The sequence below is a fragment of the Paenibacillus sp. 05T425 genome (assembly GCF_056396205.1).
Genome location: NZ_JBFTLA010000005.1, coordinates 1 through 12,805 on the forward strand (window position 1 = coordinate 1; position 12,805 = coordinate 12,805).

At 46.3% G+C, this 12,805-nt stretch carries 12 protein-coding genes; 8 read left to right on the forward strand and 4 right to left on the reverse strand.

Annotated features, from left to right (window positions below; genetic code table 11):
• Positions 1-197 precede the first annotated feature (197 nt).
• The gene (locus AC1DF0_RS11395) at positions 198-842 is read left to right on the forward strand and encodes a DUF3885 domain-containing protein (RefSeq protein WP_477573988.1); all 645 of its coding nucleotides are present in this window, start codon (positions 198-200) and stop codon (positions 840-842) included.
• Positions 843-1,055: 213 nt separating this feature from the next.
• Here the strand turns inward: AC1DF0_RS11395 and AC1DF0_RS11400 are convergent, their stop codons facing one another.
• Complete coding sequence (locus AC1DF0_RS11400; protein WP_477573989.1) at positions 1,056-1,283, reverse strand: helix-turn-helix transcriptional regulator; 228 nt, start codon at positions 1,281-1,283, stop codon at positions 1,056-1,058.
• Between AC1DF0_RS11400 and AC1DF0_RS11405 the strand changes: the two genes are divergently transcribed.
• The 3 genes from AC1DF0_RS11405 to AC1DF0_RS11415 all read left to right on the forward strand — a co-directional run bounded on the left by AC1DF0_RS11405 (position 1,276) and on the right by AC1DF0_RS11415 (position 3,276).
• A complete protein-coding gene (locus AC1DF0_RS11405; RefSeq protein ID WP_477573990.1) occupies positions 1,276-1,755 on the forward strand; it encodes an AraC family transcriptional regulator in 480 nt (159 codons plus the stop codon). The genes AC1DF0_RS11400 and AC1DF0_RS11405 overlap by 8 nt on opposite strands.
• Before the next feature lie 267 nt (positions 1,756-2,022).
• On the forward strand, positions 2,023-2,673 hold the full coding sequence (locus AC1DF0_RS11410; RefSeq protein WP_477573991.1) for a hypothetical protein: 651 nt from the start codon (positions 2,023-2,025) through the stop codon (positions 2,671-2,673).
• Positions 2,674-2,781: 108 nt separating this feature from the next.
• Positions 2,782-3,276: a DUF6933 domain-containing protein gene (locus AC1DF0_RS11415; protein WP_477573992.1), complete on the forward strand. Its 495-nt coding sequence runs from the start codon at positions 2,782-2,784 to the stop codon at positions 3,274-3,276.
• Positions 3,277-3,419: 143 nt separating this feature from the next.
• Here AC1DF0_RS11415 and AC1DF0_RS11420 read toward each other — a convergent pair whose 3' ends face one another.
• From AC1DF0_RS11420 to AC1DF0_RS11430, 3 genes are read right to left on the reverse strand one after another with little or no spacing between them, the layout of a single operon-like run.
• Positions 3,420-4,418 carry a sugar ABC transporter substrate-binding protein gene (locus AC1DF0_RS11420; protein WP_477573993.1) on the reverse strand — a complete coding sequence of 333 codons (999 nt, stop codon included), beginning with the start codon at positions 4,416-4,418 and terminating at the stop codon, positions 3,420-3,422.
• Complete coding sequence (locus AC1DF0_RS11425; protein ID WP_477573994.1) at positions 4,399-6,042, reverse strand: response regulator; 1,644 nt, start codon at positions 6,040-6,042, stop codon at positions 4,399-4,401. The genes AC1DF0_RS11420 and AC1DF0_RS11425 overlap by 20 nt, the downstream gene beginning before the upstream one ends.
• Positions 6,043-6,049: 7 nt before the next feature.
• A complete protein-coding gene (locus AC1DF0_RS11430) occupies positions 6,050-7,849 on the reverse strand; it encodes a sensor histidine kinase (RefSeq protein WP_477573995.1) in 1,800 nt (599 codons plus the stop codon).
• 283 nt (positions 7,850-8,132) lie between these two features.
• Between AC1DF0_RS11430 and AC1DF0_RS11435 the strand changes: the two genes are divergently transcribed.
• The 4 genes from AC1DF0_RS11435 to yjfF all read left to right on the forward strand — a co-directional run bounded on the left by AC1DF0_RS11435 (position 8,133) and on the right by yjfF (position 12,736).
• Positions 8,133-9,143, forward strand: a complete 1,011-nt coding sequence (locus AC1DF0_RS11435; protein ID WP_477573996.1) for an ABC transporter substrate-binding protein — start codon at positions 8,133-8,135, stop codon at positions 9,141-9,143.
• An 87-nt stretch (positions 9,144-9,230) separates the two neighbouring features.
• The gene (locus AC1DF0_RS11440; RefSeq protein WP_477573997.1) at positions 9,231-10,745 is read left to right on the forward strand and encodes a sugar ABC transporter ATP-binding protein; all 1,515 of its coding nucleotides are present in this window, start codon (positions 9,231-9,233) and stop codon (positions 10,743-10,745) included.
• A gap of 4 nt (positions 10,746-10,749) precedes the next feature.
• On the forward strand, positions 10,750-11,778 hold the full coding sequence (locus AC1DF0_RS11445) for an ABC transporter permease (RefSeq protein WP_442053396.1): 1,029 nt from the start codon (positions 10,750-10,752) through the stop codon (positions 11,776-11,778).
• Positions 11,771-12,736 carry a galactofuranose ABC transporter, permease protein YjfF gene (yjfF, locus tag AC1DF0_RS11450; RefSeq protein ID WP_477573998.1) on the forward strand — a complete coding sequence of 322 codons (966 nt, stop codon included), beginning with the start codon at positions 11,771-11,773 and terminating at the stop codon, positions 12,734-12,736. Before AC1DF0_RS11445 ends, yjfF begins: the two co-directional genes overlap by 8 nt.
• Positions 12,737-12,805: the final 69 nt, after the last annotated feature.

Below are 12,805 nucleotides of genomic sequence, written 5' to 3' on the forward strand. Positions count from 1 at the left end.
GTCCGGGTCCGGCACGAAGTTAGAAGAGGGTTCGGAGAGGCATTTCAGTTTCAATGAAGTAGTAGCAGCCGGACACATCCGCACCACCTAACCGCGTCGCGGCCGCCCTTCGGGCTTAAGGTGGTGGGACGTCGTGAATACAATAACGTTATATGCAATGGCTGGAATTCAAATAAGCTAGAGTGGGGAAAACAATAATGGATCTGAAGATGTACTTAGAGGAACATTTTCATAACTTAACTTTAAGACCGCCTCTTTTTTATGGTTGGAATGTTTCAATAAGATTTGAACTCGGAGATCCTCCAATCTATAGATTAAATAAAGAAGATTACATGGAACGAGTCTATTATCGATCAATTGAATTGTTTAAAGCTCTTCATGTTAAGGAAGATGAAGTCTTATTAATTACGAACGCATATTTTGCAGACAAACCTAAAAACAAAGTGAAGAAGCTAAATTTATATAGGAAATATATCAAGAAGAAAGAGTCGATCAAAGCGCTAAGACTMGATATACTTCCTGATATTGAATGTGATCCGGATGAGACCCCAGACCTAAGGAACAATATGTATAGGTACTGGACTAAATGTAGGGTTGAGGATTTGAGATATAGTCAGTTGATCAAAGCTATTTGTAATCATGATGTTGGAATCAAGCCTATGATCTACCATAGGGTGTACTTTATCAATATAACCAAGAAAACAATATTTCATATATATGATGATAGAGGTTGTGATGTTATCGCATCGTCTAGAGAAGAATTGATGGAGATTTACAAAGGATTTAATGATTGGATTTTAGATTATGATCGAGAAAGAATTAACAGAGTATTTCTGGGATAACTCAGAGAAGTCAGCCACAGCATATAACATCATATTCACGCATCGGACATTTGCCCTCGGTTCGGCAGGAAATATTGGTAGGGAAGAAGTTGCAGCCGGACACATCCGACTTTGTCGGACGTCGTGAATACACAAACGTTATAAGAAATCGGCGAAGGGACTTAAGATCAACAATGAGTAAGAATAATTACACAGATCGGATTGACAAGGTAATCAATCATAGCCACACAAAGTCGATATTTCAAGTATTGATTTGTTAGAATTGGCCAAAAGTGAGACAGATTTTTTTAATCTTTCCTTGGTCAAATAAGCTAATGGAGTCACACTAACGATTGATGTGAAAATTCTTGAAAAATGATATTTAGAAAAATGGGAGATTTCTGCCATTGAATTGAGAGTAATCTTTTCAGATAAGTTGTTTTCTATTTGGAAAATGAACATTTCAATTAAAGAATTACCTGATTATGAAGTTGCGTTTGTAAGGCATTTCGGGAGCTATTTGGATACATTTAAAGCGTGGGAGAGCTTAGGGGTATGGGCAGGGAAGAATGGATTATTTCCGCCAGAACAATATTTTATTGGAATTTCATTGGATGATCCAAATTCAACGGAAGAAACCGAATGTCGGTATGACGCTTGTGTAACAATCCCACAAGCCTTCAAAAAAGAAAATCATTCAGAAGTACAATTTAGGATATTACCTGGCGGACTTTATGGATTATATAATTTCTATGACACAATAGATAAACTGGCAATTGCTTATCAAAGTATATTTGGTCAATGGCTACCAAATAGTGAATATGACCCTGATGAAAGAAATTGTCTTGAATTTTGTATGAATAACCCTTATGATGACCCGGAAGGAAAAGCAAAAGTCGATTTATACATTCCAATTAAACCAAGAACAAGTTAATCTTGAACGTATTTCAGGAAGTCGCCGACATCTTATAACACCATATTCTCGCATCGGGCCATTCGGCCCTCGGTCCGGCCGGAGTTAGAAGTGGATTCGAAGAGGCATTTCAGCAGCAGGGAAGCGGAATCAACCGGACACATAGATCCCCTTAAGATAGGAGCTATCTAAGGGGGATCAACGTCGTGAATACAAAAACGTTATCTGAAATCGATGCAAGTTCGTTCTGGGTGAAATACAGGGAAACCAATTTTGGAGGAGAAGCTTTTGAAGAGTAAAGGTATAATTAACATAGTTATTTTACTACTCGGTCTACTGATGATATCTAAAGATCATTTGGATAATTCTTTTGGAGAATATCTATTTAAGTTTATTGGTTTGTCTCCATGGACAGATATGGATAAAACAGGACTGAATATGCCAGCTATACTTGGTTTTTTGCTAATATTGTTTGGCGTGTCAGGAACAGCGAGAACGTATCGTCACCGATTTCCTAGAATATTTAGTAGCCTTATTATAGGTTGCATTGCATTTGTATTGATAAGCCCAATAGCAAGCGAAAAAGCCATGTTTCTTCTTAAGCATAATTCTAAGGGAATCCATTCTTTTGATTATTCAATTAAAGATAGTAAATGCTACTTTCAAACTGTGGAATCAGTGGTGAAAGCTGATTGTTCATTTACAATTTATAATTATGGAAATGAAGAGAACGTATTGATAAAACCTATATTAATTCATAGCTATTCTGATATGGATATTGATGTTCAAGCACATATCGTTAGCATAGCTCCGCATAGAAAACATTTATTTAGTGTCCAATTCGATGGTATACAAAGAAACGGAATTGAACTCACAGGGTCACTGGATAGAGTCGGTATAGAACTTGAGGTCGGTGGAGTAAAGAAGCGGTTTGAATAGCATTTAACTTAAATGCATCGTTCTCAGATCTTTCGGAGCTTTAAGTCGGTGGGAAGACGAGAACACGACAACGATATACGAAACTAGGATGAGAAAGGGACAACCTAAATGATTATTTTAAGACTTACTAAAGATTTAATGAAAGACATGAAAACAATTCCAGTTGAAGATGTTCATGCAGCTTCGTTATTAAGCTGGCACGTAAATATTTATAACTTGAACAAACGAAAACACATCGTCTTTGTGAATGATTTAACTAGATTAGCTATTATCATAGATGGAATAAGGACAGGACAAATAGATCGATTGAAAGACAAATTCATGCTGACCCTTCGAGAATATTTACTCCGAGAAGGAGTGAATGAGAGTTTGATAAATACATATATAGCGAATGGCACAGAAGTATTTATATCAAAAACAAATAACAGAAGTGTGCTTGGAACAATGAAGGAAGTTACATGGTTTATTGAAGATGATTTTATCGATAATATTGAACGATTGAAATKGTTGAATAGAATGATTCATAAACCTATTGATTACAAGGAGCCGATTGTCTTATTTAAAGAATTAATTAAGGATCATAGGAACTACACTACAGAGTGAAAGTTTGGGCAGATTTCGAACAAATGAATGAGAACGATAGGAATACCGCAAATTTTGTATGATATTTCGCATACAATTTGCGGTATTCAGCAGATTCACCTCATATATACCGCTAATCGACCCCAGCATTTCCATTGCCTCGACTACTGCGACGGAGACGGAGATACATCCGTTACATCCTCAATCGTCACTTCGCTCGTTCCCGTCTCGATCCAACCCGGAATTTCGTCGCCGTTAGCGGCTTGCTCCAGTATCTCGATAATACGCGTCCCCCACATATGCTCGTTCTGTGAGAGCGCTGCTGTTAGCTGCCCATTGCGCAAAGCTTCGGCAATCTCGGGCATCATGCCGAAGGTAAGCGCGTAACGATTCAGGCCTTGTGCTTTCCATACGAGGACAGATGTTGATCCGGATATGACATCGATGGCAACGAAGCCGTCGAAATGCGGATGAGCATCAATCATCGCCTCTAGCTCCGTCAATGCGACAGTTTCGTTGCCTTCGTTGTACTTCACTTCCAGCACTTGAATATCCGTCTGCGCTTCCAAATAAGCAAGCATTCCGCTTAGTCGCTCTTGCTCGTTCCTCATCTTCGTAATGCCGGTCTCGACAATAATCATTCCTCGGCCCTTCAACAGCTGATCGACCATCTGACCCATCTGCTCGCCAGCCTTATAATTGTCCGTACCGATGAACGCCAGACGTTTGCTGGCAGGGGAGTCCGACTCGAAAGTAATGACAGGAATACCAGCCATAATCGCTTTGTCAATGATGGGAGTAAGCGCTTCGGCGTCGATTGGATCTATGGCAATGCCATCTACATCCTGAGCAACCATCGTCTCCATCATTCGAATTTGCTGCTCTAGATTAGCTTCATCCGGTGCTTTAACGATCAACCTCGTTTTATATTTCTCCGCCGCCTCCAGCGCAGCTTGTGTTACCGTCTCATAGTAAGGATGAGCCATAGGATAGATAATTCCGAATTGATGCGATGTAGCTTCTGCGGACGCAGTCGGTTTTGGTGTTAGATCTTTGTTGGGCTGCACGTTATCCTCCGTACAAGCCGATGCAAATAGCAGGAGCATGACCATGCAAAAACCGACGATACTGATCCGTTTCACGTTACAGGCTGCTAAACTCATGTAATGCTCCTTCAGCGTGCAAGCCGCTGCCCTGCAACTGCTGCTTGCGATATTGCGTTGTCGTTAATCCTGTAACCCGCTTGAATAAGTTAGAAAAGTAGTGCGCATCGTTATAGCCCACACGATGGGCAATTTCGTAGGATTTGGAGCTCGTCGACAGTAATAGCTCCATCGCTTTGCGAATGCGCGTCTGGGTTAGAAATTCAATAAAGGTTTGGCCGCATTCCTGGCTGAACACTTTGCTTAGATGGCTGGGGCTTACCATCGCATGGTCTGCGACATCCTGCAGCGTCAACTGGTCGTTGCCGTAGTTTTTGACAATATAGCTTTTCACTTGCTCGAGCATTTCCGAGTATTTATCTGCAGCACCCGAACGCCATTGCCAGTACTGCGAGAGCAGCCATTGCAAATATGCGTATGCTTCATTGGCGCTCCTAACCATGCTCATCTTCTGCTCGAATTGCTTCATTGTCTCGGCAGGGGAGGAAGAGGCGAAATGTAGTCCATGCGCGGTTTGAAGTACTTCAATCGTATAATCATTCAACAAATAATAGCCATAGAAGGAATCCTTCCAATCGACAAGACGCAAGCTGTCGGTAAGTGAAGCAAGTAGCTCTGCCGCTTCATGCTCGGAGCCCAGCTTTAGGAAATCGATGAAGCGCTGCCGGTCGGGCATTGACGATTGTCCTTGTTGCGTCCGGCTAGCAGCATGGAATAGCGCCAGTCGATTATGCTGCGAAAGTCTGCGCCAATGCTTATCGTCCTCGGCGTCGAGATAGGAGGCATGCAAGCCTTGCAGCCGTTCTTGGATGCTGCCTATGCCAAGACCAAGGGCGCATGGAAATGAATGCTCAAGCTGATCTTTCAGGTTCGTTTGCAAATAATGGAGCGCCTCTTCAAGCTGCGGAATCGAATTTCCCTTAAGAAGCCAGACGGTCTCCGTTTGGCTTCTTTTGTAGGTCAATAGCTTTATGGGCAGTGATGAAAACTCGCTCAGCATAAACTGTTCCGCTTCTTGAATGAGGTCGGCGTTTAACCGTTCACGCCCATCCATGCCTCGAATATCGGTAATAGCTGTTACGTAATGCTTGGCATGCAACGTTACGTTAAGCTGAGCTGCCGTATGCATCGCTTCTGCTGTAGCAATGAGACCGCAGCATAAGTCATTTAGCAGCTTTTGCTGCGACTTGACTGCGTTATTGCTTTGCATCTGAAGGAGCAATAGCCGCTGCTCTCGCTCTTGCCGTTCCTTATCGATCACTTTGCTCGTTTCCTGCAGCAGCCTAATGATATCGGCAGCGCTTACCGGCTTCAGGCAATATTCCATTGCACCGACGCGAAGGGCGGCTCTCGCATATTCGAACTCGTCATGCCCGCTTAATATAATGATCTTCACGTCAGGCATTCGGGTACGTACGATTTCACAAAGCTCGATGCCATTCATGAACGGCATCTTGATATCGGTAATGAGGATATCAGGCTCAAGCTGTTCAATGAGCGGCAATGCGACTTCGCCGTCGGAGGCGTCTCCGCAATAAATGAAGCCTTCTTTCTCCCAATTAATGCAATCGCGTATGCTTTCCCTTACGAGTATTTCGTCGTCGACGAGCATAATTTTTTTCATAACGGCGTCATCCTCGTTTCTTCGGAATAGAGATGGTTACTTTCGTGCCTTCATGGTCGACACTATCAATGTGAACAGAGAAGGCTTCCCCGTAATAGAGCTTAATGCGTTGATGGACATTATGCAGACCGAAACCGCCCGATACTTGCGTCCCCGATTCATCCGGCTGCCGCTGCAAGCTAAGCTGCTCTCTCAGCGTGGACAAACGCTCAGCGCTCATGCCGATACCGTTATCTTCTACGGTAATAAGCAATAACGACGAGTCTGCTGTTACCGTAACCTTAATGAAACCTTTGCCGCGTTTATTTTTGATCCCATGGTAGAGTGCGTTCTCGACGATGGGCTGGAGCGTCATTTTGAGAATCGAGTAGTCTACCAGCTCTTCGTCAACTTCTATGGCATAGTCCAAAATATCGCGGTAACGCATTTGTTGGATGATCAAATAACTGCGCACATGCTCAAGCTCATCACGTAATGTGATCCAATCGCGACCTTTGTTCAAGCTGATGCGGAAGAAGCGGGACAACGCCTGTACGAGCTGGATAACTTGGCTGTTCTTGCCGGCTTCTGCCATCCATACGATCGAATCGAGTGTATTGTATAGAAAATGCGGATTGATCTGAGCTTGCAGCGCACGCAGCTCGGCTTTGCGAATCTGCTTCTGCTCACGGATGCTTTGATCGAGCAGCGCCTTGATTTTGCCAAGCATAATGTTGAAGCTCGTGCCAAGATCGGCGATCTCATCTCTTCCGCTCGTGCTGACCTTCACCTCAAGGTATCCCGAAGCCGCTAATCGCATCTTGTTCTTGAGCACTTGCACGGGCTTCGTCAGGCGAGCCGTAATGAAGAAATGAAGGGTGAAGGCAAAGATGATGCTCAGAAGCACGCTCACAATAATAAGTCTGCGAATCGCATTCGCTTCTTCGACAATTTCTTGGAGCGGGACAAGACCGACGATCTTCCAACCGGTCTGTTCGGAGGTGGTGAAGACGATAAACTTCGGCTTGCCGTTATTCGAATCAACGAATTGATGACTCTTCGCATTCATATAGGGCTGCAGGTTAACCGTGTTCAACGCGCTTTCTGCTTGATTTAAAGTAGAAGGCTTGAAAATAGGCGTTCCGGAATGATCGACGACGTAGAAGAAACCGGTCTTGCCAATGCGAACATCGTTGCAGAATTGCTCGACGACGGAATCGTTAATATCAATAATGATAAAACCGATAATCTCATGGGTTATTCTTTGCTTGACGGTTGCCATGATCGATATGACATTCGATTGCGGATATTGGAAGCCGTCAAGTCGATCGAGCGGATCGGCATCGGTGGGCGGAATAATGAGTACCGCACCGGAATTGTTGAATAGATGCTGGAGATGCGGATTTCGTAGCGGATTGACATTGACCTGAAATACGCCTCTGCGTTCGCTGATTCCCCGGCCGTATAGATTGACCATTGTAATATTGAGTACGCTTTCGAAATTGTTCGTCTCGCGATACAGCTCGAACGTCTTCAATATTGATTTCGCGTCCTCGTATGTATCGCTTTGCGAGAACAGGTAATGGAGCACCTGCGGATTTTGCTCAAGCTCGAGCAGCTTGCCTGTATCTTCGAATAAAACGTCGATATCGCGGCCGAGCTGGTCTGCCACAAGCATCGTAGCTGCTTTGCTATGGCCGGATACGGCGTTGTAAGACTTCTGATAAGAGACCAAACCGACCACTATGAGCGGAATGGACGTTAAGGCTATGAACATAAGCAATAGCTTTGCCCATAGACTGGATGAGATCCATCGGATCAGCTTCATCGTATGTGTGTTAACCTTTCATATTGGCTTAAATGAAGGCGTTTACAAATGATATTCATCATTACTATAACAAATTGCTGCTTGATCAGCTACGCTTCAAGGAGTAATGACCAAAAATTCCACTTTTTGAACATAAAAACAAACCATGCTTTGTGACCGCTTGCAAACTGCCAAATAAATCAAACCTAACTCCTATAGAACTCCGTATCTCGCACGATTGAAAGCGTTTTATAATGACCTCACACCGCAAGAACGGTGAATGATAAAGGGAGGTTACACAACTATGAAGAAAGCAAGCAAGCTTGGAACGGCCATCGCGCTGACGGGTCTTATGTTGTTCGCGGCAGCATGCGGAGGCGGTTCGAATGAGGGGACGAACAACAAAGGGGAGAACAAGCCGGCAAGCGGTTCGGACAAAAAAGTTACGCTCGGCTTCGCGCAAGTAGGAGCAGAGAGCGGCTGGCGGACAGCGAATACGGAATCGATCAAAGCATCGGCAACGGAAGCGGGCTTCGATCTGAAGTTCTCCGACGCTCAGCAAAAGCAAGAAAATCAAATTAAAGCAATCCGTTCTTATATTCAGCAGAAGGTAGACGCCATCGCGTTCTCGCCGGTCGTCGAATCGGGCTGGGATACGGTGCTTAAGGAAGCGAAGGATGCTGGCATCCCCGTATTTCTAACGGACCGCGCCGTTGATTCGAAGGATACTTCGTTGTACGTAACGTTCATCGGTTCGGACTTCGTTGAGGAAGGACGCCGCGCTGGTCAATGGCTGTCCGATAAGTTCAAGGATGCGACTGAAGATGTGAACATCGTTGAATTGCAAGGCACGACGGGTTCAGCGCCTGCGATCGACCGTAAAGCTGGCTTCGAAGAGATCATTAAAGGCAACTCCAAGTTGAAAGTGATCGCTTCGCAAACAGGCGACTTCACTCGTGCCAAAGGGAAAGAGGTTATGCAATCGTTCCTGAAAGCGCATAAAGATATCGACGTGTTATATGCACACAATGATGATATGGCACTGGGCGCTATCCAAGCGATCGAAGCTGCAGGACTTAAACCGGGCGAAGACATTATTATCATCTCCGTTGACGGCGTGAAGGACGGCTTCATTGCGGCGAGCGAAGGAAAGATCAACTTCATCGTCGAGTGCAACCCGCTGCTTGGACCACAACTGATGCAAGCGGTTAACGACGTTCTTGCAGGCAAGGAAATTGACAAACGCATTGTGACAGAAGAAGGCGTATTCACATCCGAGGAAGCGAAGGCAGCATTGCCTGACCGCAAATACTAACCGTTACGGGATAGAGATTAGAGATAAGCCACTCTCATGCTGGACGGATGCGGGTGGCTTTTTTCTCCATAGAAGGGGGAAGCAACGATGAAGAAGGTACAAGAGCCGATTCTGGCCATGAGCGGCATACACAAACAGTTTCCAGGGGTCAAGGCGCTTTCGGACGTAAGCTTTCGATTGTTTCCCGGCGAGGTTCACGCATTAATGGGGGAGAACGGAGCTGGCAAGTCGACGCTGATCAAAGTGCTTACAGGCGTCTATTCCATAGACAATGGAGAAATCCAGCTTGCAGGCAAATCCGTGCATATCAACAGTCCGTTGGAAGCGCAGCTTGCTGGCATTAGCACCGTCTATCAAGAAGTCAATCTATGCCCTAACTTATCTGTATCGGAAAATATTTACATCGGCAGAGAGCCGCGGCGTTTCGGGAAAATCAGGTGGAGTCAGATGCACGCGGAAGCCCAAAAGCTGCTGGAGGAACGATTGCATCTTCATATCGACGTAACAAAGCCGCTGAATGCGTATTCGGTAGCMGTGCAGCAGCTTATCGCTATCGCGCGTTCGCTTAATATATCGGCGAAAGTGCTTATTCTGGATGAGCCAACCTCAAGCCTTGATCGCAATGAGGTAAAGCAGCTGTTCCAGGTCATGAACAAGTTGAAGTCCGAAGGGCTCGCCATCTTGTTCGTCACGCATTTCCTTGATCAAGTGTATGAAATATCAGATCGCATTACCATTCTCCGCGGCGGGGAGTTTATCGGTGAATATGCAGCCTCCGAGCTGAGCCGTATAGAGCTCGTATCGAAGATGATTGGCAAGGCGTTCATCGAGCTTGAGCAATTGCCGAAGGCCCACGGTTCTGCAAGCAAAGAGCTGTCACAAGTAACGGCAGAAGCGCTGAGGCTAGGTCGAAAAGGAGCGATTGAACCGTTTGATTTGCGTATTCACAATGGCGAGGTGGTCGGGCTAGCCGGGCTGCTCGGCTCTGGCCGAACGGAGCTTGCAAGGCTGTTGTTCGGCGCGGATCGCTCCGATCAGGGCATGCTGTCGGTGCAAGGCGCAACGAAGGCCATTGCTTCGCCTAGACAAGCGATCGATCACGGGATTGCATTTTGCTCGGAGAATCGGAAGACGGAAGGCATCATAGAAGAGCTGTCCGTAAGAGAAAACATTATATTGGCTATGCAGGCGAGCCGTGGATGGTTTAAGACCATTAGCCGCAAGAAGCAGGATGAGATTGCGGACGAATATATCAAGGTGATTAACATTAACCCTCCCAATCCGGAGCATCTCGTCAAAAACTTAAGCGGCGGCAATCAGCAGAAGGTCATTCTAGCTAGATGGCTGCTAACCGAGCCGAAGCTGCTTATTCTGGATGAACCAACGAGAGGCATTGATGTTGGAGCTAAGGCTGAAATTCAGAAGCTTGTGCTCTCCCTAGCAGAGAAGGGAATGTCGGTGCTGTTCATTTCCTCGGAGCTTGAGGAGGTGCTGCGCGTCAGCGATAAAATCGCGGTATTGCGCGATCGGCATGTCGTAAAAGTAATGACAGATGATGAAATGAGCCAGCAGCAAGTGATGCAGGCCATCGCAGGAGGTTAAGAGAATGGTAAAGCATCACTTATTCTGGCCGCTGACCGTACTCGGTGCATTGTTGCTGTTCAATTTGTTGTATTCGCCGGCATTTTTCCGAATCGAGCTGAGGAATGGGCAGATGTACGGCAGCTTAATTGACATTCTGAATTTCGGCGCGCCGCTTATATTGGTTGCAATCGGAATGACGCTTGTTATCGCAACCAAAGGCATTGATTTGTCCGTTGGTTCTGTCGTCGCCATATCAGGAGCAATCGCTTGTTTGTTAATCAGCAAAGGATCGGATCAGAATGGGCTCAGTCTTGTCATGCTTGCGGTAGCTCTTGCGCTGCTCGTTTCGGTTGTGCTAGGCCTTTGGAACGGCTTGCTCGTCTCTGTATTCGGCATTCAGCCTATTATTGCCACGTTGATTCTGATGGTTGCGGGACGCGGTGTTGCGCAGCTCATATCGGGCGGACAGATTATTACCGTGAATAGCAGCACGTATAACTACATTGGTGCAGGAGCATTAGGATCTTTACCATTCTCCATCTATGTTGTCCTCATCGTTCTGCTTGCGGCCGCGCTGCTCACCAGGCGTACGGCGCTTGGCATGTTCATTGAATCGGTCGGCGGCAATCCGACTGCCAGCCGTCTGGCGGGCATTCGCTCACGCGCAGTCATGTTCGCCGTGTATGTATTTTGCGGATTATGCGCAGGGGTTGCCGGGCTGCTGCTAAGCTCGAACGTATCCAGCGCGGACGGCAATAATGCAGGGTTATGGTATGAGCTTGATGCCATTCTTGCCGTCGTTATTGGCGGCACATCGCTGAACGGCGGACGTTTCTACTTGATGGGCACCGTCATCGGCGCTCTCATTATTCAGACGCTCACGACAACGATCTATATTATTGGCGTTCGTCCAGAGATTACGTTAGTCGTGAAAGCAATCGTCGTTCTAATCGTTTGCCTAGTTCAATCGGAGGCATTCCGCAAATCGCTCGTGCAGCGGTTCAAAATGCGCAAGTATCCGCTCGAACAGGAGGTGAAGCGCCATGCTTAAGAAACAATATTTGCCGATTGTGATAACCGTCTGCTTGCTGGGGCTTATGTTCGCCGCGGGATCGTTCCGATACACGGACTTTTTCTCCATGCAAGTGCTCTATAATCTGCTCATCGACAACGCGTTCTTGATTGTCGCGGCGGTAGGAATGACCTTCGTCATCGTATCCGGGGGCATCGACTTGTCTGTCGGATCGATGATTGCGCTAACGACGATGATTTCGGCAACGCTCGTCCAGCAGCAAGGCTGGCCTCCGGCGGTCGTTATTCCGCTAGTGCTGCTGATCGGCAGCTTGTTCGGAAGCGCTATGGGCGCAATCATTCATTATTTCAAAATCCAGCCGTTCATCGCCACGCTTGCAGGCATGTTTCTCGCGCGGGGACTTTGTTATGTCATCAGTATCAATACGATTACGATTGACAACAGCTTCTATACAAGCGTTGCGCAGACGAAGATTAAGATGCCCGGCGGACATTTCATCTCGATCAGCGTTATTATTGCTTTGCTCGTAGTTGCTGGTGCAATCTACTTGGCGCATTATACGCGATTCGGACGCAATACGTATGCGATTGGCGGCAGTGAGCAATCGGCTTTGCTCATGGGTCTTCCTGTCGCGCGGACCAAAATTCTTGTGTATACGTTCAGCGGTTTCTGCTCGGCGCTTGCAGGTGTCGTATTCACGTTCTATATGCTATCGGGCTATGGCCTGCATGCGGTTGGTCTGGAACTCGATGCCATCGCTGCCGTCGTCATCGGCGGAACGCTGCTTACGGGCGGTTTCGGCTATGTCCTAGGGACGTTCTTCGGCGTCATGATTCAAGGCGTCATTCAGACGATTATCAGCTTCGAAGGAACGTTAAGCTCTTGGTGGACGAAGATCGTCATCGGGCTGCTGCTGTTTCTGTTCATCGTGTTCCAGCGGCTGCTTAGCGCTAGACGCTCCATTCACAAAATTTAAGAAAACGAGTTCGCGCTGTCTCGCGGATAGGTTAGATCTAATGTACAATGGAGCTAAAAAAGATGCAGC